The 25,413-nt window shown below is 63.2% G+C and carries 20 protein-coding genes and 1 riboswitch; of the genes, 8 read left to right on the top strand and 12 right to left on the bottom strand.

Features of this window, described 5'->3' with window-relative positions; translation table 11 throughout:
* Nucleotides 1-9: 9 nt before the first annotated feature.
* The gene (locus GJG85_RS26705; protein WP_089488992.1) at nt 10-828 is read right to left on the bottom strand and encodes a helix-turn-helix transcriptional regulator; all 819 of its coding nucleotides are present in this window, start codon (nt 826-828) and stop codon (nt 10-12) included.
* Between the two features lie 78 nt (nt 829-906).
* On the opposite strand from GJG85_RS26705, the gene panB reads away from it, so the two are divergent.
* The gene (panB, locus tag GJG85_RS26700; protein ID WP_204384025.1) at nt 907-1,761 is read left to right on the top strand and encodes a 3-methyl-2-oxobutanoate hydroxymethyltransferase; all 855 of its coding nucleotides are present in this window, start codon (nt 907-909) and stop codon (nt 1,759-1,761) included.
* Nucleotides 1,762-1,790: 29 nt separating this feature from the next.
* Here the strand turns inward: panB and GJG85_RS26695 are convergent, their stop codons facing one another.
* The gene (locus GJG85_RS26695) at nt 1,791-2,282 is read right to left on the bottom strand and encodes an Lrp/AsnC family transcriptional regulator (RefSeq protein ID WP_204384024.1); all 492 of its coding nucleotides are present in this window, start codon (nt 2,280-2,282) and stop codon (nt 1,791-1,793) included.
* A gap of 156 nt (nt 2,283-2,438) precedes the next feature.
* On the opposite strand from GJG85_RS26695, the gene glmS reads away from it, so the two are divergent.
* Nucleotides 2,439-4,268 carry a glutamine--fructose-6-phosphate transaminase (isomerizing) gene (gene glmS / locus GJG85_RS26690; protein WP_204384023.1) on the top strand — a complete coding sequence of 610 codons (1,830 nt, stop codon included), beginning with the start codon at nt 2,439-2,441 and terminating at the stop codon, nt 4,266-4,268.
* A 207-nt stretch (nt 4,269-4,475) separates the two neighbouring features.
* On the opposite strand, the gene GJG85_RS26685 is transcribed toward glmS, so the two are convergent.
* From GJG85_RS26685 to GJG85_RS26660, 6 genes are all read right to left on the bottom strand, one after another.
* Nucleotides 4,476-4,844 (bottom strand): DUF4160 domain-containing protein, encoded by a 369-nt coding sequence (locus GJG85_RS26685; RefSeq protein WP_235356328.1) that lies wholly within the window; start codon nt 4,842-4,844, stop codon nt 4,476-4,478.
* Nucleotides 4,845-5,113: 269 nt separating this feature from the next.
* The gene (locus GJG85_RS26680; RefSeq protein WP_150123383.1) at nt 5,114-5,446 is read right to left on the bottom strand and encodes a hypothetical protein; all 333 of its coding nucleotides are present in this window, start codon (nt 5,444-5,446) and stop codon (nt 5,114-5,116) included.
* 42 nt (nt 5,447-5,488) lie between these two features.
* Nucleotides 5,489-5,592, bottom strand: a riboswitch (SAM-I-IV-variant riboswitch).
* 151 nt (nt 5,593-5,743) lie between these two features.
* Complete coding sequence (locus GJG85_RS26675; protein ID WP_204384022.1) at nt 5,744-7,096, bottom strand: ATP-binding protein; 1,353 nt, start codon at nt 7,094-7,096, stop codon at nt 5,744-5,746.
* A 50-nt stretch (nt 7,097-7,146) separates the two neighbouring features.
* Nucleotides 7,147-7,821 carry a response regulator transcription factor gene (locus GJG85_RS26670; RefSeq protein WP_050018086.1) on the bottom strand — a complete coding sequence of 225 codons (675 nt, stop codon included), beginning with the start codon at nt 7,819-7,821 and terminating at the stop codon, nt 7,147-7,149.
* Nucleotides 7,822-7,829: 8 nt separating this feature from the next.
* Nucleotides 7,830-8,483: a MipA/OmpV family protein gene (locus GJG85_RS26665; protein WP_235356327.1), complete on the bottom strand. Its 654-nt coding sequence runs from the start codon at nt 8,481-8,483 to the stop codon at nt 7,830-7,832.
* 285 nt (nt 8,484-8,768) lie between these two features.
* Entirely contained in the window at nt 8,769-9,581 is an 813-nt protein-coding gene (locus GJG85_RS26660; protein WP_204384020.1) for a hypothetical protein, read from the bottom strand.
* A gap of 762 nt (nt 9,582-10,343) precedes the next feature.
* Between GJG85_RS26660 and GJG85_RS26655 the strand changes: the two genes are divergently transcribed.
* Both GJG85_RS26655 and GJG85_RS26650 read left to right on the top strand, forming a co-directional pair.
* Complete coding sequence (locus GJG85_RS26655) at nt 10,344-13,106, top strand: type VI secretion system Vgr family protein (protein ID WP_204384018.1); 2,763 nt, start codon at nt 10,344-10,346, stop codon at nt 13,104-13,106.
* Nucleotides 13,107-13,125: 19 nt separating this feature from the next.
* The gene (locus GJG85_RS26650) at nt 13,126-15,438 is read left to right on the top strand and encodes a hypothetical protein (protein ID WP_089488984.1); all 2,313 of its coding nucleotides are present in this window, start codon (nt 13,126-13,128) and stop codon (nt 15,436-15,438) included.
* A 13-nt stretch (nt 15,439-15,451) separates the two neighbouring features.
* Here GJG85_RS26650 and GJG85_RS26645 read toward each other — a convergent pair whose 3' ends face one another.
* Nucleotides 15,452-16,504 carry an RNA-guided endonuclease TnpB family protein gene (locus tag GJG85_RS26645; protein WP_089488983.1) on the bottom strand — a complete coding sequence of 351 codons (1,053 nt, stop codon included), beginning with the start codon at nt 16,502-16,504 and terminating at the stop codon, nt 15,452-15,454.
* Between the two features lie 89 nt (nt 16,505-16,593).
* Between GJG85_RS26645 and GJG85_RS26640 the strand changes: the two genes are divergently transcribed.
* The 4 genes from GJG85_RS26640 to GJG85_RS26625 all read left to right on the top strand — a co-directional run bounded on the left by GJG85_RS26640 (nt 16,594) and on the right by GJG85_RS26625 (nt 20,390).
* Complete coding sequence (locus tag GJG85_RS26640) at nt 16,594-18,075, top strand: virulence factor (RefSeq protein WP_239468952.1); 1,482 nt, start codon at nt 16,594-16,596, stop codon at nt 18,073-18,075.
* A 79-nt stretch (nt 18,076-18,154) separates the two neighbouring features.
* A complete protein-coding gene (locus tag GJG85_RS26635; protein WP_050017691.1) occupies nt 18,155-18,412 on the top strand; it encodes a PAAR domain-containing protein in 258 nt (85 codons plus the stop codon).
* 18 nt (nt 18,413-18,430) lie between these two features.
* Entirely contained in the window at nt 18,431-18,745 is a 315-nt protein-coding gene (locus tag GJG85_RS26630; RefSeq protein WP_050017699.1) for a TrfB-related DNA-binding protein, read from the top strand.
* Between the two features lie 166 nt (nt 18,746-18,911).
* Nucleotides 18,912-20,390 (top strand): aminotransferase class V-fold PLP-dependent enzyme, encoded by a 1,479-nt coding sequence (locus GJG85_RS26625; RefSeq protein ID WP_204384016.1) that lies wholly within the window; start codon nt 18,912-18,914, stop codon nt 20,388-20,390.
* Nucleotides 20,391-20,482: 92 nt separating this feature from the next.
* On the opposite strand, the gene GJG85_RS26620 is transcribed toward GJG85_RS26625, so the two are convergent.
* From GJG85_RS26620 to GJG85_RS26610, 3 genes are all read right to left on the bottom strand, one after another.
* Nucleotides 20,483-20,875, bottom strand: a complete 393-nt coding sequence (locus GJG85_RS26620; protein WP_239468951.1) for a 2-oxoglutarate dehydrogenase — start codon at nt 20,873-20,875, stop codon at nt 20,483-20,485.
* An 82-nt stretch (nt 20,876-20,957) separates the two neighbouring features.
* Nucleotides 20,958-22,805 (bottom strand): peptidase S10, encoded by a 1,848-nt coding sequence (locus tag GJG85_RS26615; protein ID WP_089488979.1) that lies wholly within the window; start codon nt 22,803-22,805, stop codon nt 20,958-20,960.
* Nucleotides 22,806-23,500: 695 nt separating this feature from the next.
* Nucleotides 23,501-25,315: an ExeM/NucH family extracellular endonuclease gene (locus tag GJG85_RS26610; protein ID WP_089488978.1), complete on the bottom strand. Its 1,815-nt coding sequence runs from the start codon at nt 25,313-25,315 to the stop codon at nt 23,501-23,503.
* Nucleotides 25,316-25,413: the final 98 nt, after the last annotated feature.

Below are 25,413 nucleotides of genomic sequence, written 5' to 3'. Positions count from 1 at the left end.
CGGAACGCATCACACGCTCAACACCGGCCGACGCGCTTCACGCTTCGCATACGCGCCGGGCGTCACGCGGAATTTCGCCTGGAACAGCGCGATGAAGGACGACGTCGAGTCGTAACCCAGTTGCGCGGCCACCGTGCCGATCGGTGCCCCCGCATCGAGCAGCGGCAGCGACGCGAGCAGCCGCACGGCCTGCCGCCATTCGGTGAACGACAGCCCCGTGTCCTGCCGGAACAGCCGCGACAGCGTGCGCCGCGTCGCGCCGACCTGATGGCCCCATTCGTCGAGACTGCGCGTATCGCCCGGCGCCGCGTGCAGCGCACGCGCGATTTTCAGCAGGCGCGGATCGCGCGGCAGCGGCACCGTGAGCGGGGCCGGCTGCATGCGCGCGATCCGGTCCGCGATCAGGCACACGAGCGCACCGTCGGGCCCCGTCTCGTCGTAGTTCACCGGCAACTCGCCGGTCGCGAGCACCAGTTCGCGCAGCAGCGGCGTCATGCAGAGGATCGTGCAATCGTCGTTCACGTCGCCGCGCGCGATGGCTGCGTCGAGATACAGGCTGTGGAACGCGACGCAATCGCGTGTCGACACCGCGTGCGGCACGTGTGGCGGAATCCACATCGCATAGTGCGGCGGCAGCAGTTGCCGGCTCGACGGTGTCGTCACCTCGAGCACGCCGCTCGTCGCATACATCAGTTGCGCCCACGGATGACTGTGCGCGTCGACGCTCACGTTGCGAGGAATCCCGAACGCACGCACGTACAGCGGCCTCGGCAGGCGCGCCATCGGCGGCACTGCGTAAGGGTCGCCGGGTTGTCCCGCCAGCAACATAAGACGTCCTCCGAAGGTCATTGCACGAACGAGCGCGATGCTACCGTGGCGGCTCCCCTTTTCACACGGCTTCCGCCCATGAGCGCTCATACCCGCATCACCCGCAAGACCGTCACCGCGATCCGCTCGACCAAAGGCATCGGCAGCCTCGTGTCGCTGACAGCGTATTCCGCGCCGATGGCGAAACTCGTCGACGACGTGGCCGACGTGATCATCGTCGGCGACTCCGTCGGCATGGTGCTGTACGGGATGCCCGATACGCTGCGCGTCACGCTCGACATGATGATTGCACACGGGGCGGCCGTCGTGCGCGGCGCCGCGCACGCGTGCGTCGTCGTCGACCTGCCGTTCTCCACGTTCCAGGAATCGCCCGCGCAAGCCTATCGCTCCGCCGCGCGGCTCCTCGCCGAAACCGGCGCGCAGGCCGTGAAGCTCGAAGGCGGCTGCGAGATGACCGACACGATCCGTTTCCTGACCGATCGCGGCATTCCGGTGATGGCGCATGTCGGCCTCATGCCGCAGCAGGCCAACGCGACGGGCGGCTTCCGCGCGCAGGGCATGGACCCGCGTTCGGCCGCGCAGGTGTTCGACGCCGCGTGCGCGGCCGAGCGGGCCGGCGCATTCAGTGTCGTCATCGAAGGCACCGCCGAAGCGCTCGCGCGCCACCTGACCGAAACGCTGACGATCCCGACGATCGGCATCGGTGCATCGCCCGCGTGCGACGGGCAGGTGCTCGTGACCGAGGACATGATCGGTGCGTTCGATGCGTACACGCCGCGCTTCGTGAAGCGCTACGCGGATGCGAACGCCGTGATGCGCGACGCGATCCGCCAGTACGCGCACGACGTGCGGCAGCGCGTGTTTCCCGAACCTGCGCATTGCTTCGGATACGGCAAGCCGCTGCAACTGCCGGGCGCGGCCCCGACTGCGTGATGCGGGACGAACGACGCGGTTACCTCACGCTACGCGCGCTGGCGCATCGCGTGCGCGACCCGCGCGTTCGCTTCGAATTTCGCGCGATGCGTCGAGAAAAACGTTCGCACGTTGCGGACGTTCGACGCGCCGGTGAACAGCCGCCGCGCGAATTCGTCGTATTCGGCGACGTCGGCGAGATCGGCGATCACGACGAAATCGGGCCCCGGCGACACGCGATAGCACTGCGTGACGGCCGGCTCCGCGCACACGTACGCTTCGAACGCGTCGTAGTCTTCGGCCGTCTGCCGGTCGAGGCTGATCTCGATCAGTGCGGTGACGCCCGTGCCGATCGCGACCGGATCGAGCACCGCGACCTGCCGACGGATCACGCCAGCCTCCGTCAGCCGGCGCACGCGACGCATGCAGGTAGGTGGCGACGACAGCGCCCGCTCGGCGAGTTGCAGGTTGGACACCGACGCGTCGTCCTGCAGGATCGCGAGGATGCGCAGGTCGAGGTCGTCGAGGGTGATGCCGGCCATCGCGCACTCCTTCCGGTCAGAAAGTGAAATTTAATTTCAACATGATAGGCGATCATCCACCAATTTCATGTTTTGCAGTTTTTTGAAATTTAATTCCATTTCACTGGCTCTACCATCGCTCTCACTGATCCAGACAGGACATTTACGGAGCGCGATATGTGTGGAATCGTCGGGGCGGTTGCCCAGCGGGACATCCTGCCGAACCTGGTCGACGGCCTGAAACGGCTCGAATACCGCGGCTACGACTCGTGCGGCGTCGTGGTCTACCGCGACCGCGCGCTGGCGCGCGCCCGCAGCGTCGATCGTGTCGCCAACCTGCAGCGCGAGATCGCCGAGTTGGCGTTGTCCGGTTACACGGGAATCGCGCATACGCGCTGGGCCACCCATGGCGCGCCCGTCACGCTCAACGCGCATCCGCACTTCTCGCCGAGCGACGCGAATGCGCGCATCGCGCTGTCGCACAACGGGATCATCGAGAACTGCGATCAACTGCGCGCGGAACTGCAGGCGCACGGCTATGTATTCGCGAGTCAGACCGACAGCGAGGCAATCACGCACCTGATCGACCACCTGTACGACGGCGATCTGTTCGATGCGGTCCGGCGTGCGGTGGCGCGACTGCGCGGCAGCTATGCGATCGCGGTGATGTGCCGCGACGAGCCGCACCGGATTGTCGGCGCGCGCGACGGGATGCCGCTCGTCGTCGGGGTCGGCGAAGGCGAGAATTTTCTGGCGTCCGATGCGATTGCGCTGTCGGGCATCACCGATCGCATTGCCTATCTGGAGAACGGCGACGTCGCCGATATCCAGCTGCATCGCTACTGGATCGTCGATGCGAACGGCCAGCGCGTCGAGCGCGCGGTGCAACGCGTCGCCGCGCATAGCGGCGCGGCCGATCTCGGGTCGTATCGCTACTACATGCAGAAGGAGATCTTCGAACAGCCGCAGGCCGTGGCCGATACGCTGCTCGACGTTTCGTCGATCATGCCCGAGCTGTTCGGCGACGGCGCGTGGCGCGTGTTCAACGACGTCGATTCGGTGCTGCTGCTCGCGTGCGGCGGCAGCTATCACGCGGCGCTGACCGCGAAGTACTGGATCGAGAGCATCGCGAAGCTGCCGGCCAGCGTGGAGATCGCCAGCGAGTTTCGTTATCGCGACAGTGTGCCGAATCCGCGCACGCTGGTGGTTGCGGTGTCGCAGAGCGGTGAAACCGCTGATGTGCTTGGGGCCGTGCACATCGCGAAACGCAGCGGGATGATGCACACGCTCGCGATCTGCAACGTCGCGACGAGTGCGCTGATGCGCGAATGTGCGCTGCAGTTCGTGACGCGTGCGGGGGTCGAGATCGGCGTGGCTTCGACGAAGGCGTTTACGACGCAGCTCGTTGCGCTGTTCCTGTTGACGCTGTCGCTGGCGCAGGTGCGCGGGCGGTTGAGTGACGATGAAGAAAAGGAACATTTGCGCGCGCTGCGGCATCTGCCCGATGCGATGTCGAAGGTGCTCGCGCTCGAACCGCAGATCATGGCGTGGTCGGAGTTGCTCGCGCGACGCGACAACATGCTGTTTCTCGGGCGCGGGATGCATTATCCGATCGCGCTGGAAGGCGCGCTGAAGATGAAGGAGATTTCCTATATTCATGCGGAGGCTTATCCGGCGGGGGAGCTCAAGCATGGGCCGCTGGCGCTCGTCAGCAATGAAATGCCGGTGATCGCGGTTGCGCCGAATGACATGCTGCTTGAAAAGCTCAGGTCGAACATGCATGAGGTCAGTGCGCGGAATGGGCGGCTTTTTGTGTTCGCGGATGTGGACTGTGGGTTGGTGCCGAGTGACGGGATCGAGGTGATTCGGCTCAACGAGTACTACGGGCCGTTGTCGCCGATCCTGCATACGGTGCCGATGCAGCTGCTCGCGTATCACGCTGCGCTGGCAAGGGGGACGGATATTGATAAGCCGAGGAATCTGGCTAAGTCGGTGACGGTGGAGTGAGGGGTATTTTCTGTCCCTTCGTGGTGGTTTGCAAAAAACGTCTCATCGCGCCTCGCTGCATGCTCGAACTTCAACAACGCCGTAACACCTCGCCGGAATAACACAACATCGAAAGTCGATTCACCGCTTGAATGACCAAGGAATTCCGTCGCCGGCTAAGAAACGGGCGTGTGTAGTTGCGCCATCAATTGCAGAGATTGATCCGTGCTACATAGCGGAAAGAGACTGAATGAACGGTGATTCGGGGGTACCGGACTGGAGTGCACGCCACACCGCCATCAAGTTCTCCCGGTTCGCCGCCGCCCACGCCGAAACCGATTTGTCGTATTTGCGATCGAGGGTGCCCTCGATTCTTTCGCCCGTGTCTATGGCATATGTCGCGACATGATTGTTTTTACCGTAATCGACATGAAAATGCGCTCTAGCATGTTGCTTTTCTTGATACATCTTAATTTTTATATTTTCATGCTTAAGCACTAACCGTTCAAGCATGCCGGATGCCTGACCACGAGATGACCGAGACATCAAGTCAATTAACGCAAGCTGGTTTTGGAGTGATGCAAGGTTCAGTTCCACGGCGTCTCTCGTCGGATGTAGTGATCACAATCATATCGGATGCACTTAGAAACCACGAATTTCAATCGTTCCGTATTGCCCCAAAATTGTCGTCATGATCTTTAGCCGGCTACTGATTGGCAGCAGTACCGGTTACCTTACGAGCTTCGCCCAGACGTTCCCTATCTCCAGGAATGCCCTGAGCCGAACAGGGCCGACGGACAAGCTTATTTGAAGGCACGCGTCGACAGCGCGAATGGCATCGTCTGACGACCGCTCTCCTGCACATGTTAGGCCACCGCTGATCGGCTCCGAACGAAATGATGCTCGACCCTGGTCCGGAGCACGCCATCGAGCGCCGCAAGCCGCTCGCGCAACCGAACCGCTTGCCCTTCCGTCATCTCACCGAGCACGATTTTTTGTTCGAGAACGTCACCACAGCGGGTAATAGCCCACCGATCAACCGTCGCCGTTTCCCCTTCGAGTACGGCCGCAGCAGTCGAAACGATGCCCGGATTCCGTTTCGAAACGAGATGAACCGTGTGCGTCAACGTAAAACCGGGAAGAAAACGCGACCAGTCTTCACAGACGGTCGGGCGGGAAGCGGAGGAAACTTGGCTCATGGTTGCTCCGGATGAATGGTTATCGAACCGGTGCCAGCCATGCTGCTCCCGTTTCGTTGCCGTCAATCGGCCGCATCGCCTCAAGGGCGTCCACCTTGCCCGGGAGGGCAGGTTGGCGTCGGAAGATCCGACTCTGGATGCTAAATCTCTCGCGTTCGACATTCCGAACATTGGTTCATTATACCGAAAACCCACTGTCGAACAAGTGGCCCCGGAAAAGCCGCAATTCGACCGGACGGACCGTTCGATCCAGCCCTTTTACCGCGAGAGCCGGCCACCACACGACCACCGCCCCGACTAAAACCAAACACTAAACCGCGTCCCCGTCATCAGCACATCGACCGTCAACTTCCATTGATGAGCCTCCGCAATCTCCCTGCAGATTGCCAGCCCGAGCCCCGCACCGTCATATCGCGAATCCGGCGCCCGCCAGTATCGGTCGAAAAGCAGCGGCAGATGTTCCCGCCGAATACCCGGCCCCTCATCTTCAATATGAATCGCCGTCTCGAGAACGGTCAGCACGACGACACCGCCCGACGGCGACGCATTGATCGCATTCTCGATAAGGTTCTTGAGCAGGACGAAAAGCGCCCCGCCGTCCGCGCGTATCGGCGCCGCGGAATCGCGCGCTTCGATATGAAGCGTCACCTGCTTCGCATCGGCCTTGCCGGCCAGCAGGCTCACGACGTCCCGCGCGACGTCGACGCCGCTCACATCACCGAAACTGAAGTTCTGCGCTTCGCTGACTTCAGCCAGATGCAGCAGTTGCTTGACCTGCCGGGCCATCAAATCGATCTCGCGAAGCAAAAGCGCCTTATGGCTGATGTCGGGCTGCAGCTCAATCTGCCCTCTGACCAGCGTGAGCGGCGTCTGCAACTCGTGCGCGGCGTCGGCCAGAAACTGCTGCTGCACCGCAAAGCCATTCTCGAGCCGGGTCAGCGCGTCGTTGAACGCATCGATCAGCGGCTTGATCTCGCTGGGAATCCCGGCCGACGACAGCCGCGTCTTCAGGTTGCGCGGCTCGATTTCCCGCGCGGCACGCGATACCTCCCGCAACGGCTTCAGCACGTGACCGATCGTCAACGGCAGCGTCAGTCCGAAAATGATGGTCGCAATGACCAGCACATACGCGACGGTCCTCGGTATCGGATCGATCCGCGTCCTGACGAGCGCATCGACGAGTTGCCTGCTGTGCGCCACCTGCACGTAATAGACGACGCTCCCGTTCAACGCGCGCTGCGTCGCGACCGCGTACGCCTTGCCGTCGATCGTGGCGGGCAGCACCTTGCCTGCCACCGTCGCGAGGTTCTCCGTCAGCCACGGTCGATCGTCGCTCGAAGGCACCGACGCCAGCAACACCTTCCCCGTCGCATCGAGCACGCGATACTTCACGTCGGCCGGCAAGAGCCGGAACATCACCGCCGGATGCTCGCCCAATCGCACGGATGCCGGGCGCCCGGCCGCATCGAAATGCATTCCGTCCACGATATGACGGATGCTCTCCATCTGCTGGCGCCTTCCCAAGAACTCCGGATATCGATCCAGAAAATAGATGGAAAGCACGGACAGCAGCGCCAGGCTGATGGCGAACGCGGCGACGTTGGTCACCCACAGACGCGTCGACAGGCGCAGGATCCAATGACGGAACATGGCGTTTTTTTACCAGGGAGCAGCAACGGGTGACACGCGGCGAAGCATCGTCACGCGTCCCGCAGCGCGAAGCCGGCGCCGCGGATATTGGTGAGCCGCGTCGTTGTGCCGATCGCCGTCAGTTTCTTGCGCAAGCGGTGCACGGTCACCTCGAGCGCGTTCGGCGTGACCGCCTCCGCGAGCCCCCACGCGGCATGCTCGAGTACCGCATGCCGGACGGTCCGGCCCGCGGCTTCGATCAGGCAGAGCATGACCTGCAGCTCGGCCGGCGCCAGCAGCACCGTCCGGTCGCCGCAGCGCATCGCGCGCTGCGGCGGGTCCACGGTCACATCCGCGAACGATGCGACGAGGGTCGTGAGCAGCGCCGGACGCCGCATCAGCGTGCGTACGCGGGCGACGAGTTCGGTCATTTCGAACGGCTTGGTCACATAGTCGTCGGCGCCGCTTTCGAGTCCGTCGATGCGGTCATGCAACGCGTCGCGTGCCGTCAGCATCAGGCAAGGCATCATGCGGCCCGCCGCGCGCAGCGTCCGCAGGAACGTCAGGCCGTCTCCGTCGGGCAATCCGCGGTCGACGATCAGCAGCGCGTAATCGGCCCGGTCGATACCGTAAGCGGCTTCCCGGGTATTGCCGAACCGGTCGGATTCGATGCCCGCCGCGGCCAAGGCCTGAGACAACAGGCCGGCCAGGCGTTCGTGATCCTCGACTATCGCCACTCTTGGCATGCTCGCACTCACTTGAACCGATACATGTAGCCGATCCGGGCCTGGGGAACGAACCGCCTGCCGACGAGCGGACTGTCGGTGATGCCGTCGCCGAGACGCGACACGCCGACGTCCACAAACATCGTCTGCTGCTTCGTCAACCGATAGTCGAAACGGGTGCCGGCCGACACGTTCACGGCCGAACCCGCGCTGTAGGCGGGACGCCACGCACGCGCCTCGGATGGTCGCACGCCGTAATAGTAGTCGACGTATTTGTTGCTCAGCCATTCCGCGCCGACATGCGGCGTGATCGAGAACGCGCCGAGCTCGAACGCCTTCTCGAAGCCGATTTTCGCGCGCTCGCCCTTGTTTCCGCCGAGCAGGAAGCTACCCGACAACGTGCCGAAGCCGGTGCTCCATGACAGTGCGGGCCCATACCACAACGCGCCCTTGCGCTTTTCCATGCCGTTCAGGATCGGGGCATCCGAGCCGCTGTATCCATCGAACAGCGAAAACTGGCCACGCAGCGCGACATTGACGCCGCTCCAGTTGCCGATTTTCAGATCGACCGTGGTGCCGATGGCCTGCACCCATTTGTTGTCGAAGTAGACCAGCGGAAAAGGCAATACGCGGGTGCCGTCGCCCCTGTAGGCCGACGGCTCGATGCCGACGCCCGCGCCCAATCCCCAATGCGTGACGTTGGTCGCGTTGTTGAGGATGGTCAGCCCTGTATTGTCGGGATCGGGCGGGCTCCTGCCGTCGTCCGCCCACGCGGAAGCAGATGAAAGTGCGAATGAAGCGGCAATCAGCCATAACGGGCGGGCGCGGCGAGAGGCAATTTTCACAATCGTTTCCTGGTGTCGAGGGTGGAAACCGGGGCTACTGTAGGACCAGTCGACTTACCGCTCACTTACCAGGAAAAATATCGTCCAAGGCCTCTCCGCGCGCCTGCACGACCCGCCCGCCCCCTACTTCGACAACCGCAGCTTCTTCGACACCACGACGCCGCTCGACGGACTCACCAGCGAGATATCACGAAGATCCATGTGCACCGTGGAGATCCGCGTCGAAATGTCCGTCGGCTCCTCGATACTCGGGTCGGCATGTTCGGTTTGTTCGGTCAGGTAAGGCCGAACCAGGCGTCCGGAAAAAACCAGCGCGAAGTCGCCATGCGTTTGCGCGTACTCGGCGGGCGAAAGGTGCATGCGGCTCCGAACCGTGGTCTTTTTGCCTTGTCCGGCGTCGAGCTCGATGATGTCGACGTGCTGGACGTACCCTTTCGCCTTCGCTTCCGGAGCAATCACGAGCCCGCGCCCGCGCGGCCCCTTCGTCACCTTGCTGAGCAGGATGCCGTCCCGGCCGTCGCGCTCCGCATCGAACAGGTCGACATCCAGCGTCAGCAACTGCCGCCGCGACCGGTATCTCAGCCCGTACCGCACCGGCACCACGAAGGTCACGTCACGGTCCAGACCGACGGCCGCCAGGTCGGGATTCGCGCCGTGCCGGCCGGCGGCACCGGCGACGGCGCCGCGAACCCGGTCACGCAACGAAGGCGCGAGCGTGCTGGCGTGCACCTTCTGCAGCGCCTCCCGGATGGCAACCGGATCGTCGCCGACAATCGGTCGTGCCGGGGACGTGTCGTGATCGACAGCCGACGCGACGTGCGTCGCGCCGCCGACGGCCTCCCCCTCCGCACGCGCCGCGACGGGCGCCAGCATCGTCGTCACGGCGACGATGCACGCGAAGCGCGAACAACCCAATTTGAATTTCCGGTGAAACACGACGAACTCCCGATTGCTTGCGGATCGATAAACGACGAGCACTATAGGGCGGAACGATCGGCAACGCACCCGCCGCTTGAAATTCGCCGATGCCGGCACGCCTCGCCATAGGCTCCTTGTCGGCCCGGCGGCACGTCAACGGCCAACACAACACTACCGTGTTGCCTTGGCGACAACAACCGACGGAAAGCGAGCAGCGGCGCCCATCGGCCATCCGCAAACGCGTCCCGCGCCATCGCCTGACTCGCGGATTCCGTCCGAATCCAGCCCGCCATTCACGTGCGCCACCGAACCATCCGGCGGCGAATTTGTATGTTGAAAGATGCCTTTTCCGGCATCCGATCGGCGGGCTTACACACCGCGCGCCGGTGCACAAGCCCCGCTCGCACCGATTTCAATAGCGTGACGTGTCGTTGCTCATTTTGATTCAGGACAATTCCGAATCTTCAACCTCCAATTCAATCGTGTCCTGACAAAAAAGCCCCCATTTCGACGATATGGGAAAACGAGGCACGACAAATACCAATCCAGAACAATCTACTCGACACATTCTCATCCAAACAAAAACACTACTCAAACCAACCAAATATTAACCATTGTTTCAAAAGAAAATATTTCCCATCTCAAAATAAAAATATTAATTAAAGCTAGAAATAGCTTGCTATTCTTCGCACCGAAATCCCAAGTGCCGTTGCATTGCCACCCTGAGAGGCGGATTCGAACCCATCCGAATCCGGAACAAAAAATAACGAGATTGTCGTTATGTCGATCGCAGCAACTTTTAGAAACTTTGCGTCGGGTCTGGTCGACCTGAACAAGCGTCCAGTCTCCCTGCATTTCGGGCAGGCGCAACGCGCAGTCGGCCATCTGCTGGCGCTCCATCACGCCGATATCCGCGAGGGACTGATGTCGGGCATCGAAGGGCAACTGACCTGCGTGTCGACCTACGATCATCTGCCGCCTGCGCTGTTTCTCGGTTTGCCCGTATCGGTCCGGCTGACGACCGATCGGGGCAACATCCAGGCGATCAACGCGATCGTGCGCGAAGTGCGAGCCGGTCAATCCGACGGCGAACTGACCGTCTATCAGCTGCATGTGTGCGACGCCCTTTCACTGATGGACCGTCGTACGAACGCCCGCCTGTTCCGCTCGCGCAGCGTGCCGGACATTCTGGCGACGCTGATGAACGAGTGGAAACAGCGTAGCCCCGCACTCGCGCGAGCGTTCGATTTCGACCTGTCGGCATTGCGGGCCGATCGGTATCCGGCACGCGAGCTGACGCGGCAAGTCAACGAATCCGACGCACGCTTCATCCGGCGTCTGCTGCGCCGGGAAGGCATCACGGTCTTTGCAAAGGCCGCGCCGGTCGACGGAAGACGCGGCGTGGCCGATGAGCGCCCGATTCACACGCTCGTGTTCTGCGACGATCCGCATCGTCTGCCGGACGCGCCGGCCGGTATCGTACGCCTTCACCCGCGCGACGCCGGCGTCGAGCAACGTGACACCGTCACCCTCTTTGCGTACGACCAGAGCCTGTCGCCCGGCAAGGTCCGCCGCCCGTCGTGGGATTACAAGACCGCTCGCATGGACGACTTCGAGGCCGTCACCGGCCTCGACCAGGGCGAGTCGGGGAACGATCTTGCGCGCCTGCTGACCGACGTCGCGATCGACATCCCGCACGTCGGCGACTCGTGGAACGATCACGCGCGCATCGCGCACGACCGGATGCTGGCCCACCAGTTCGCGGCCGCGCGCTTCGAAGGCATCGGCACCGTACGCGACATGCTGGTGGGGCACGGGTTCACGCTGGCCGGCGACCCCGAGCTGGATATGAAGTCGATCGATCGCCGTCGGTTCGTCGTCACGTCGATTCGACACGCCATCTGGAACAACCTGCCGAAAGACCTGTCGGGCCGCACAAGCGGACTATTCGCGGCAAGCCGCAACCTGACGCCGACCGCCCCGCCGCCCGATGCATCGGGATCAACGGACACGCGCTACGAGAACAGTTTCACGTGCGTGCAGCGCGGTGTGCCGCTGAAGCCCGCCTACGATCCGGCGATCGACGTGCCGCCGGTTCACCTGCTGACCGGCACGATCGTCGGCACGCAGGGCGAAGAGGTGTTTTGCGACAAGGCCGGCCGCGTGCGGGTGCAGATTCACGGGCTGGATCCGGCGGACCATGCTCACGCGCAAGGCGCCGGCACGAACGGCCTGGCCGGCGACAGCGCGCCGATTCGCGTCGCGGCGAGTCTCGCGGGCGAGTATTTCGGCGCGCTGTTCCTGCCGCGCGTCGGCATGGAGGTCCTGCTGGGGAGCCTGTCGGGCGATCCGGACCGTCTGGTGATCATCGGCGTGTTGAGCAACGGCGCGAACCCACCCGCGACTTTCAGCCATACCGGCGGGCTGCCGGGCAATCGCTACGTGTCCGGGATCAAGACGCGGGAAGTCAAGGGCCGCCGGCACAACCAGCTTCGCCTGGACGATACGCCGTCGCAAATCTCCGCGCAGTTGGCAAGCGAACATGCGCATACCCAGTTGAATCTCGGCTACCTGACGCAGCCGCGCGTGGACGGACACGGGGACGATCGAGGCGAAGGCGCGGAGCTGCGCACCGACGCCGCTGCGGCGTTGCGCGCCGCCCAAGGCATGCTGCTGACGACCTATGCGCGTTCGCACGCAACCGGCGGTCAGCTCGATCGCGAAGAACTGATTCACTTGCTCGATCAATGCACGGCGCTGTTCAAGTCACTCGGCGATCACGCCGGCGAGCATGGCGGGCAATCCGCCGACACGGCCGGCCAGGACAACATCGCCAATGCTTTCCGTCACTGGAAACCCGGCCGGTCGGAATCCGGCGTGACAGACGACGCATCCGCGTTCATGGCGTTCGGCGCGCAAGCGGGGTCGCTGAACGTCACGCCGAAAACGCACGTCACGTATGCGGGCGAGAACATCGATCAGATCGCGCAGCAGCACATGCAAATCACGAGCGGCGAGCGAATCAATCTGCATGCCGGGCATGGCGTCGCGATGTTCGCGCACGGCGACGGCGTATCGGCGATTGCGAACCACGGGAAAGTGGCCCTGCAATCGCAGAACGACGACACGCAAATCGAGTCCGGCAAAAACATCCAGTTGACCGCGGCCGACGGCAAGCTTGCCGGCACGGCAAGCGACGAAGTCGTATTCGTCACGTCCGGCGGCGCGTATCTCAAGCTGCATGGCGGCGATATCGAACTGGGATGCCCCGGCAAGTTCACCGTGAAATCCGATGGGCATGCGTGGGACGGCCCCGCCAGCATGAGCGTCGACCTGCCGACATTCGATCAAAGTCCGCTCGGCCGCGTCCCGAAGCTGATTCGGCCAACGGACGGTAACGCGGCGCCGGGATTCGAAGGACAGATTCGAAAGGCATCGGGAACGCTGTCGAGTTTGACGACCGACACGGCCGGGGAACTGCCGGCGGTCGATACCGACCGGTTCGAGAGGCTGGCGGTGCAGTTCGCCAAGAAGAATGTTTAACGCAAGCGCAGGAGTCCGGATGATTGATTCATCTCTCGATCCTCGGCCGGAAGAGGACGCACGCACCGACGAGCACGCCTCGCGGGCCGATGTGCCCGACGCGGCTGCGTCGCGCCCGGAGCCACCTCAGATCGTCGTCGGTCGGAGCGACGGAGTCTCGATGTGGACGAAAGACACCCGGCTGATCTGTATCAAGCAAATGCCGTTGCCTGGTGTCGTCATCTTCGTCCATGGCGTGAACTCCGAAGGCGAATGGTTTGAAGCCGCCGAGCAAGGGCTGTGCGATGGCCTGAATCGCCGGCTTGGGCGGCTGGACGATCAATTGATGTATCACGGCATCGACGCCGGGCAATTGGTGCCGGCGAAGTACACGGAAAGCGTGACGCCGGACGGGTTTCTGAATCCGAAGCTTTGGTCCGGCAATTACATCAAATCTGACCCGTCCTTCTCTCCCGTCATTCATTTCCGATGGGGCTATCGGGCAACCGCCGCAGAGCTGAAAGAGTACGGCGACAAGATTTTCCTGAACGAGAAGGACTATTGGGGCGGCGGCCCGTTCACGAACGGTTGCGCGAGTCTGCCCGATCTCTGGCACGGCGGCCTCGACGACCGCGCGGCCGGGTGGTTGACCGTCCAGGGGATCAACCCGACCAACCGGCCGCTGTATCGCGCGCCGCCCCGCGCATATGGCGTGCTCGCGGCGTTGCGCCTCGCGAGGCTGATCGAGTCGATTCGCCGCATGCAGGCCGACGTGCCGATTACCGTCGTATGCCATAGCCAGGGCAACATCGTGGGCCTGACGGCGGCGTTCTTCGGCGATGCACTGCCCGATGTCGAAGATCCGTGGGGACGTAGCGGGCATTGCGTGGCGGATGCCTACGTACTGGCTAATGCGCCGTACAGTCTTGCGCGCGCAGATGGCCCAAATCCATCCGATACGTTCATGGATACCTGGTCGCAACGCGCGACCAGGGACGGCAGCGGTCGTCGCGGACGGCAGACCTACGCCGCGCGCACGAAAACATTCGGCAAGTTTCTGTCGATCATCGGCACTCGTAAGGCATACGAACTTTCCACCGACAAGATCGATGAAGACATGGCCAACGAACGGGTATCGCCGACCAGCAAGCGGTCTTATTCGGCGCAAGAGGATCGGATTCGCCACGGCCTGAACGGATCGACGTATGGTCGCGTCACCGCGTATTGCTGTCCGCACGATCAGGTGATTTCGGCGGTCACGGTTCAAGGCATCGGCTGGCGCGGCATCGACGAGAACGAGCTGAACGATATCAGTGTCCCCGGCGTGCTGACGCAGCGCGTCTTTGCCTCCGGCTTCAAGGTTGGCGTACAGAAACGCTATCGGTATCGGGAGGATGACTGGCGGCATGGCAAAGAGGGAACGACGTCGGGATTCTGGTATCCGCCTTCGCCGCCGGCCAAGTTCAATCTCATCGGTGCACTCAAGGGAAACGAGTCCGTGTTCGGGGTGGCGGCCACGCTTGCATCCGCGCCGATCATGTTTTTCGTGACCCAGATCAGCTCGGCATTGAATATGTTCCGCGTGAACGCCAATCCGCCGAAGGGCTGGAGCGTGGTGGCGGACGCTCCGGCACTCGACGAACCGTTCCCGCCGAAGGCGTTGCGGTTCGGCAAGCCCATCGAAACGAAGGACGGCAATGCGACAAGCGACTTCAACGAAGGCAACGATCCGCCGGCCGCATGGCGCGACGCAAGCAAGACAGACGCCGACAAGCGCGCTGATGATCCCTACGATCAGTACAAGGCGAAGAACAATGACAGCGTCGCGCAAGGTACGGCAGAGAGCGAAGCCGGACAGCGTTATGAGGATCGCGCGCTGATGCGGATGGAGGCGCGGCGAACGCTGAATACGGAATGGCTCGATGGTGATGGCCACGTGATCGGCGAGGACGGCAAGAGCGAAATGCCGGAAGGCTACAAGGAATGGCGCGATCAGCAGATTGTCGATTGGCTAGATCGTGGCTCGACCAACAGCCCGACAAATCACTCCACGACGATGACCAATCCGGAGCATGCCGAAAAGGCGCTTGCGTACGATGTGGCGATCGGGGTTTGCTATCTGACGCCCAAGCAAATGAAAGCGCTACGGATTGAGGCGGATTGGCGGATGGGCACGGGTATCCCAGAAGACAATCCAAACGGGAAATATGCAATCTATTTCACAAAAGGAGAGCTTGATAGATTGCCGTTGTATGAATGGGTCCACGCTGAAAACAGCGAAGGAAACATGCCCGGTACGATCGTGGATGAACGAGAAGGTCAGTTCTATCTGAAGGTCGGGGGAGCGATTTGACGTCCTCCACTCCCTAAAGGGAGAGGATTCCCACACCTGGCGATGCACGTCCGCATCGGAGAATGTTCAACGCAGCGTTGGTATCTCGATCATGCTCGGCACCACAGTCACTGCAGGTCCACTCTCTTATTCTCAGTCCCGCGATACCTTTCGGCCGCGTCGTGCTGTCTTTCGGCTCGCACGACGAACAGGACTGGGTCGAACCGCTTTCGTCGACTTCCTCGAACGTGGCCCCGTGCGCGATCGCTTTATAGCGGAGCTTGTTCCGGAAGGACGACCAGGACGCGTCGTAGACGCTCTTCGCCATCCTGGTTCTGGCGAGTTTTGCGGCCGACACGTTGCCGACCGCGATGTAATCGAAGCGCCGCACCAGATCGAGCGCGAGCTTGTGCTGGAAATCGGCACGGGCGTTCGCCACCTTGGCGTGCAGCTTCGCGATATGTCGTTTGTGCTTTCGCGCCCGCTGAGCTTTCCCCAGCTTATCCACCGCGCGCCTGCCGAACCGGTCATTTGGCAGCTTCTCGCCGGTCGAAAGTGTGGCGAAGTCTTTCAGGCCGAGATCGATGCCGACACCGGAACGGATCGGACGAGCCTGCACATCGGGCATCTCGATCACGATGTTCAAGAACCAATTACCGCGTGCATCCTGCGCAAAGTTCGTCCCGTCCTTGATCTTGCCTTCGGGAAGCGGCCAGCTGTTGAACACGCGAAACGTGTTGCCGGCAAAGCGAAACGCGTCGCCCTCGCGCTTCAGGTCGCGGCCCTTCAGCGGCACCCAGCCCAGCGACTTCCTGCCGCGATAACGCAGGTACGGGCGACGGTGCTGACTGCGCGACTTCGCGTATTGCTCGCACGTCGCGTTGATCGTGCCGGAGTGGATGCCGAGCGCCTTGCTGCTGCCGGTCGTGAGCACATTCAAGTCGAAACCGGTCGGCCACTTCTTGTTCCACTTGAGCGCGTGCTTCTGCGTGTCGTTGCAGAAGTTCCAGACGTAGTTCACCGCACGGCTCTGCTTGTTAAGCAGTCCGTTGAGCGATTTCACCCGGTAGCGGTAGACAAGAATCATGCCGGTGATCCTAACCCGTGGGAAAAGCTGCCTGTTAACAGCACGCCTTTCCTCCCCGTCCTGAAGGACGGGGTTTCTCGGAGCAACTGATGAAGGCACTGATCGCTACATGGCCTAGACGTGCCGCCGTTGCGGTCGCGGCATGGATGATCGCGGCCGTACTCATGGCGTCGTTGATGGCGCAGGTAGAACAACCGGACCCGATACAACTGGAAATAGGGGATTGGATGAAACGATTCTTCGTCGTGCCCAGCCTGGCGGCACTCATGGTGCTCCTGTTCACCACGGCCACGGTACGGCCGGCGCACGCGGCACCGGCAACGGAACCCGTAACGCATGCGGGATCCTCTGCGGAAGAAGCAGTGAAGCCGTTCGTCGCACAGGTCGTTGGGCTAATCTGGTTAAATCCATTGGAGCGTAAAGACTACCCGACTCAATGGCAATTATTGTGGACCCAAGGACTCGCCGCACCGAACAAGAACGATGACATGGTACGAACCGATCCGAAGTCGTTCACAACGCTGCAATCAGTAGCAGGTGTTGCATATGGCAATGAAGGGGAAGAGACGTTTAAAGGTTTTTATCACAAGTACATCAATGAGGCGCTTGGATTGATGCATACGCGTTACGCGACAAACGCAAAGTACTTCTACACAGTTAATCCTGACAATTCAAAAGACTGGCGCGAACTCGCCGGAGTTCACGTCGAACTCGCCATACCCGTCAGGCTCGAACCGGGTTATGCCAAAGCTATCCTGACCAAGGAGATTGTCGAATACTTCGAAATCGGCCCGCCGTCACCCAAGACTTTGTGGAGCCGCGACACGCCTCCCGACGTACAAATCACGCGAGGCGGCGCGAACGCCGGATTCACATCCCTGAACAACGCGTTGGACTATTTGCAGGCGAACCCCGACAAGAGCGTCTGGGTAGTGAACTGGGACGCACCTAACTTCCCGCCCACGGATGCACAGATCAACGAGAACCTTGTCACGCTCTTCCTCGCCGGTCCGACCTTCAATACCGAGCGCGAACCGCTCGCCTGGATCGGCAAAGCCGCAACCGGCAACACGCATGATTTTCCGCAGAAGGTCGGCACAACACGCGCCGTGCAGGCGTGGAAGGCGACCCTCGAGCAAGCGGCGCGCAATGCCGGCATCGCGGCAACCGGCGTCAACTACATCGTTCACGACGCAGGTAAAGGCAGCGACGCATCGTCGGCGCGCCTTGCCACCCTCGCGCAGACGTTGACCGAAACCCTCCCCGAATACGACCACCGCAAACAGACATTCAACACGGCCGCCCTACTTGGCGACATGGGAACCGGCAGCGCACTGACAGATGTCGCGCTCGCCATCGGCCGGATCAACCATTTCGGCGGCAACGCACTCGTCGCCGGCACGACCGATCCCGAGCATCCCGTCGCGGTCGTTGTCCGGCCACCGTCGAAGCTCACGACGATCGACCCCGACAAGGACTGGTTCCGCGCACGCGGCGGCAACAATGCCTACCTGCCGTGGTGGGGCCGCCGACACGACACAAATTACGGCATGCAGGGCTATTCATGGTGACGCACACCGGCGCGGCAAATCGCTTCGTCCGAACGTGATCCCCGCGTCAGACCTCAAACCATTTGGAGGACGGAATCCCATGCGGGGAATTATCCGGGTAGAAGATACGCACACCCACGGCGGCCGGGTCGAATCCGGCGCCCGAAAAAGCACGGTGATGGGGCGCGCGGTCGCTCGTATCGGCGACGCGTGCTCGTGTCCGATTCATGGCGCCTGCACGATTGCCGAAGGCGACCCGGCCTTCGACATCGAAGGCGGGGCCGCCGCGTTCGACGGCCACAAGACTTCGTGCGGCGCGGAATTGATCTCGTCGCTTCAACATTCGGGGCGGGTCTGAATGCCGACGCCCCGACGCATGACCGACGAACAGTTTCGGCTGTTGCGGATGCAGGATACGCGGATCAAGCCGCTGAACCAGTGGGCCTTGCACGAGATTTTCGTGAAGGGCCGATCACAACGGGCGCTGGCCGCCGAACTCGGCATGACGCACTCCGCGATGTCGCAACTTGTGCGAAAAGCCTGGCGACGCTATCTCGATCTGCCATGCAACGCCGCCCGCCTCACGACGCTCACGGTCACGATTCCGTCGAGGTACGAGCAGGCGCTGCTGGCATGGGTACGGGATGCGCACCGGTTATCGACCCAACCCGGCCTCGATGGGGCGACGTAATCGCGACGATTCCGGCCAGCGAACCGGTGGAGAAACTAATCCCCCCACTTCCCATGCAAAGAAAAATTAATTCCACTTAGAGCTGAATCCTCAGCCAACTTTGGATCCTTTTTCCCTTCTGTCCCCCGTATCATTTCCGTCACTACGCAATCAGCAAGAGACGGACATGAGCGACACCCCCCCGCTGCACTACCTCGACTACGCAGCCACGACCCCCGCCGATCCCCGCGTGATCGAAGCGATGACGGCCTGTCTCGGCTTCGACGGCATCTTCGGCAACCCCGCATCCAGCTCGCACGCCGCCGGCCGGCTCGCGAAAGACAAGGTCGAGCACGCCCGCGCGCAGGTCGCCGCCCTCATCGGCGCGGATGCCGACGAGATCGTCTGGACGTCAGGCGCCACCGAATCGAACAACCTCGCGCTGAAGGGCTATGCGGAAAACGCGACCGGCAAGCGCCATCTGATCACGAGCCGCCTCGAGCACAAGGCCATTCTCGACACGATGGCGAACCTGTCGAAGCACGGCATGCCGGTCACCTTCCTGACGCCCGACGCGAACGGCGAAATCACCGCCGACGCCGTGGCGGCCGCGATCGGCCCCGACACCGGCCTCGTGTCGCTGATGCTCGTGAACAATGAGATCGGCACGCTGACCGACATCGGCGCGATCGCCCGCATCGTCCACGCCGCCGGCGCGCTGCTCCACGTCGACGCCGCGCAGGCGCTCGGCAAGACGCCGATCGACGTACGCGCACTCGGCATCGACATGATGTCGATGTCCGCCCACAAGGTGTACGGCCCGAAGGGGATCGGCGCACTGTTCGTCCGCCGCGAGATCGCGAGCCGGATCGCACCGCAGATTCACGGCGGCGGCCACGAGCGCGGGCTGCGTTCGGGCACGCTCGCCACGCATCAGATCGTCGGTATGGGCGTCGCGTGCGAACTCGCCGCCGACAAACTCGACGGCGAAGCCGCACGGATCGCGGCGCTCGGCGCGCGGCTCACCAGCGCACTGTCCACGCTCGGCGACGTCACGCAGAACGCAGCCGCGGCCCGCCGCATCCCGCACACGCTGAGCCTGACGGTACATGCGCCGGGCTTTTTCCCGTTCATGCTCGGCGAAGCGCTTGCCGTGTCGTCCACCTCCGCCTGCAATTCGACCAGCGGCGCGCCGTCCCACGTGCTGACCGCGATCGGTCTCGATGCGGAAACGGCCGGCCGCACCGTGCGCATCAGTTTCGGGCGTTTCACGACGGAACAGGACGTCGACTTCGCGGTCGCCTGTTTCGCGCGGGCGATCGAGCAATGTCGGGCGGCGGCGGCGACCGGCTTCACCGCGTCGCGGCAGATCACGCCGGCCGACCTGAAGGCGATCCGCAATGCCGGTTTCCGTGCGGTGATCTGCAACCGGCCGGACGGCGAAGGCGACGACCAGCCGGCGTTCGAGGAAATCGCCGCGGCCGCGCGCGAACTCGGGATGGATGCGCGCTATCTGCCGGTCGAGCGCGATCGCATCGGCGACGCGGAAGTCGACGCGTTCGGCGCACTGGTCGACACGCTGCCGAAGCCGGTGCTCGCGTATTGCCGCAGCGGCAGCCGCTCCGGCATGCTGTGGAATCGGCTGTCCGAACGACGCACGGCGTAAACCGCCCGCCACTACACCCGCCCCCCTGCGTTCACGCACGAAGCCGGCCCGCGCGACGGAAAGCCGCGCCGGCCGCCACCCTGCCTGCTACATCACTCGTCCTGCTGTTCCTGCTGCACCTGCACCTGCCGCTGCCGGATGAACTGCCGCACATCGCTCATCGTCACGCGGCCGGTGTGCTTCGCGTCGATCTCGTCGAAGTGCTTCGACACGAAACCGAGCCCGCTGCTCTGCGCCTGCGCCTTCGTCACGGCCGCGCCGTTGCTCAGCACGGTGTTGCCGCCGAGCCGCGCGTCGACGCGCTGCTGCGCCTGCTGCTGCAACGTCGCGCCGGTCGACGGCAACACCGGCGCCGCCCGCGTGGCCGGAAAGAACGGACCGTCGACACCGCGCCCGCCGTGCGGCAGCTTCACCGGCGCCACCGCCTGCGGCGGCAACGCGTAGGCAGTGCTCATCACGGCGCCGAGCACGATCAACGGAGACATACGCCGCATCAATTGGATTAGGGACATGATCGCTCGCATTCAATGGATGAATAGAAGGTTCCTTTGATAAGGACTCCGTCGCTCAAGGGGCGGCCGCCAGCGTGGTCGCCGTCGTCGCACCCGGCGCGCTGCCGGTCGGTACGCTCGGCGGGTTTTCATCCGGCCACGGCGGCGGCAGCATGTGCAGCGTCAGCGCCGTCGGAATCCGCGCGCCCTTGTAGAACGTCTGCAAATCCCGCTTCATCAGCGGACGGGCGACGTCGTCCAGATAGATCATGTGACCGCCCTGGAAGAAATTCACCTGCAGCTTCGGATGCAGGCCCTTCACCGTCTGCAGCCGCGCGAGCTGCTTCTCGGTGTTGAAGAACGGCGTCGCGAGATCGTGGTAGCCGTTCTCCGCGAGCACGCGAAGCTTCGGGTTGAGCTGCAGCGCACCGAGCAGATCGGGGATCGTGTCCGGCATCGGCTGGCCGTCGTGCGAGAAGTCCCAGACGCCGATGATGTCGTCGTTCAGCGGCAGGTACGTCGCGTTCGGGGCCGTATAGCCGAGGTAGTCCGGCATCTGCGTCGCGAGCGCGTTCGTGAACGGCTGCGAGATCAGGATGTCGGACGGATCGCCGTCGTTCTGCAGCCGCGGGTCGGAATTCGGCAGCGACACGCGCCCGTCATACCGGCCGATCGTCGTGCCGGGCACGAGGCTCGTGCCGAACGGATTCGCGTTGAAGTAGTCGCGCAGCGCCTGCTGCGTGAGACTCGACGGGATCGACCACAGCCTCAGCGTCGCATCGCTCGGGAACACCGGCGTGCCGAGCGCATCCGGAATGCCGAGCTGGCTCAATACCCACGACTGCGAGTACTTCTGCAACTGGCTGTAGATCAGCGTCGTGAACAGTTCCGTCTGGAGTGCGTACAGATCCTGGTTCACCGGCGCCGGCGACACCTGGTTGAAGTACGCGGCGACCGCCGCATAGCCGGGCAGATAGCCGGCCACCGTATCGGTATCGAGCAGCAGCCCTTCGGTCGACTGCGTGATCGCCACCGCTTCCACTGCATCCGCGAAGTAGTTCAGGATCGCCGACTGCAGCACGATCCCCGTCAGGTGCACGCCGGCCGATTCGAGCGCGAGCGCGAGCATGTCGGTACGCGGCGTGCCGTACGATTCTCCGTACAGGTAGATCGGCGACGTGCCGCGGCCGTTGACGTTCAGGTAGCGCTGAATGAAGTCGCGCATGATGTTCACGTCCACGTCGGAACCCCAGTACTTCTGGTTGGTGTTCGGCAACACGGCTTCCGACAGCCCGGTGCCGGGCGGGTCGATGAACACGAGGTCGGTGGTGTCGATCAGGCTCTCCGCATTGTCGACGAGCGGATAGTTCGGCCAGTTGTTGCCGAACAGCGGGTCGGGCGTGGCCACGCGGGTCGGCGCGAACGAGCCGAGCCGCAGCCAGATCGACGACGAACCAGGCCCGCCGTTGTAGACGAACGTGACCGGGCGCGGCTTGCCGTTCGTGCTGGGCGCGGTGTACGCGACATACGACATCGACGCTTCCGCATTGCCGTTAGCGTCCTGCGCGGTCAGGTGGCCGGTGGTCGTCGTGTAGTCGATCGTCTTGCCGCCGCCGGTCCACTGGTAATGCATGACGGCCGCCTTCTCGGACACCTGCGACGGCGCGAGGCCGTCGGTCGCGTTCATCGAGTACGCGACCGGGTCGACGTACGGCTGGTTGGCGGCCGGCGCCTGCGTACCGGCCGCCTGCGCGCTGGCCTGCCGGCTCGCGGTGGCCTGCGCGAGGCTCGACGCGCCGACGGACGACGAATCGTCGCCGCCGCACGCCGCGAGCGCCAGTGTCATGAAGGTCAATGCGCCTAGCCCGGCCAGCCGGCCGCGACGAACACGGCGGCTGCCGGTACTGCTCCTGTCTGGTTTCATCTCTTTCCTTTGGCTTCGGATACCGCGTCACAAAGGCCGCCAACGCCTGCGACACGCGCAGGCCGACCCGCCACTCGCGTTGCACGGTCGGCAGTCGGCGATTGGGGATGGGACTTCTCAGAGACTGAACTTGATACAGACACAGCAAACTGCTGGCGAGAATGGTGCTCGGACGCGCCCCCTGCAGTTTGGCCAACTTTTATATGACTAAAATTTACGACACCACAAAAATAGGCGGTGCCGCGCCGCGTTGTCAAAGATCATTCGGATATTAAAATTCCCGCAATGATGCGAAGGGCGGACAGTGTCTGGAATTTGAAAGAAAACGGAATTATTCGTGCAAGGTACGCGTTATCGGCATTGCCGCGTCGAGTATTTTGCCTTTCTCGCGCAAAGCAGCAGCCTTTCCTGTATTGACGCGGCGCATCCAAGGCCTTCGGATCGAGCGGGCATTTCTTTCATTTTTATTATCGCCGATCGATTAATGCGATGCCGCGACATATATGCCATTCAGCGATTCGATTCGCTTCGATCACGCTTCAATTGCAGTTCCGGTGTGCACTGCGTCATCCATAAAATACCGGTTCGATTAATATTTCGAGGAATTATTTACCCGGCATTCGAACGGCTTTGCCGTGCGCACGGCGACGTACGGCATCGCCGCACGTCGCCCGTTGCGATGACTCACGCCACGATCACTTCCCGCCGCCCGGCAGCGCGATATCGATCAGCACCGGATCGTGATCCGACGAACGATACGCATCGGCCGCGTAGAACGTCTTCTGCTGCTCGGCCGACTTGTACGCGAGCGTGTACTGCAGCGCGAGCGGCTCGTCCGCGTTGATGTGCCATTCGTGCACGGCCTTCACGTGCGACGCGAGCGGCAGCGTCGCGAGCGCGTGGTCGAGATAGCCGGCTTCGCCGTTGTACACGTAGCTGTACGCATTCGCGCCGATCCAGCGCGCGACGAGGTTGCGGTAGCCGCGCGATTCGAGCGCGCGGATCGGGTCTTCGTACGTGTAGCTGTTGAAGTCGCCGATCAGCAGCACGCCCTGGCTCTTGACGCCCGTCGGGTTGCCGGCCAGCCAGTCGGCGACCTTCGCCGCCGCGCGCGTGCGCGTCGGATTCCAGCAGCCCTGACCATCGCCCTGGTCGAGATCGTCGTTCGTGGCATCCGGGCAGTTCTTCGACTTCAGGTGGTTCACGGCCACCGTCAGCGCCTGCTTGTTGCCGCCGACCAGCCGGAACGACTGCGCGAGCGGCTGGCGGTTCTTGTCGTCGATCGCGAGCGTCGCCGCGCGGCCGACCGGTTCGACCTTGCGGCTGTCGTAGATCATCGCGACCGAGATCGCGTCGCCGCCGAGCCGCGACGTGCCCGGATCGACCACGCGCCATTGGGCACCGAGCTTCGCCGCGAGCTGGCGCACCGCGCTCAGTTCGCCGTAGCCGTTGTTCTGGATTTCCATCAGGCCGATCACGTCGGCATCGATCGCCTTCAGCGCGCTGACGATCTTCGCTTCCTGGCGCTGGAATTCCTCGAACGTCTTCGCGCCGCGGTTGTCCGGATCGTCGAAGCCGCCGCCGAGACCGTTGCCGTTGAAGTAGTTGAGCACGTTGAACGACGCGACGCGCAGGTTCGATTTCGGATCGCGCGCCGGTGCGTTCGTGCGCGGGTTCTCGCGCTTGTCGAACGCCGGCACGGCCGCGCCGGGCATCGGCTGTACGCGCCATGCGCCGTAACGCACTTCGAGCACGCCTTCGACGTCGCGCACGGTGTAGCCCGCGCGCAGCGTGTTCGCGGCCGCGAGGCCCGGCGCCGGATACGGCACGGTCGCGGGGTTCTGCTTGTTCGAGCCGTCGTCGAGGATCAGGCGGTTGCGTGCGTTCGCATCGATCTGCGTCCGGGCCTGCGCGGGCGCCACGACGCTCGTCGGCGTACGCAGGCGGCCGTTGCTCAGCATCACGCTGCCGTAGCGGCCGAGCTCGTAGTTGTCGGTGACGCTCAGCGTCTGCGGCAGGCGCACGCGCATCCCTTCGTACGCGGCGAACGCGTTCGGGCTGTCGACCGGCAGCGTGAGCGTCGCGGGCGTGACCGTCTGGCCGTTCGCGCACACCGCGATCGCGCCCGCCAGCGTGAGCTGCGTCTGCCCGTATTTCTCCTCGACCTTGCCCGTCACGTGCACGAGATCGCCGGCCTTCGCACGCACCTTCGGCGCATAGACGAACAGGCCTTCGGACACGCCCGGCTGGTTGCGGCGCTGCGCGTCTGCCTGCTGGACGAAGAAGCCGCCGAAGCCGTCCGTGCCGCCGAAATCGGCAGTGACGACGGCTTCGATCGACGTGTTCTGACCGGCGAGCGGCGACGGCGCGCCCGGGCCCTGGATATCGGCGATCGGCGTCGTGCTGCCGCCGCAGTTCGCGCTGACGGGCGCGGCAGTGGCGGCAAATACCGGCGCGGCGAGCGTCGGGAGCAGCAATAGCGGGGCAAACAGGCGGATTGTCGAACGCATGGCGGGAATCCCGGTTGTGAGGGTGGCGAAAGCTTAGCGGCGCTCGGTGACAGTTTTTGGTAATCGGCAGACAGGCCGATGTAATTGTCGTCATCATG

The organism is Burkholderia sp. MS389 (assembly GCF_016899425.1).
Classification (GTDB): Bacteria; Pseudomonadota; Gammaproteobacteria; order Burkholderiales; family Burkholderiaceae; genus Burkholderia; species Burkholderia sola.
The sequence above is the reverse complement of the archived record's forward strand: the minus strand, read 5'-3'. Positions and strand labels throughout refer to the sequence as shown.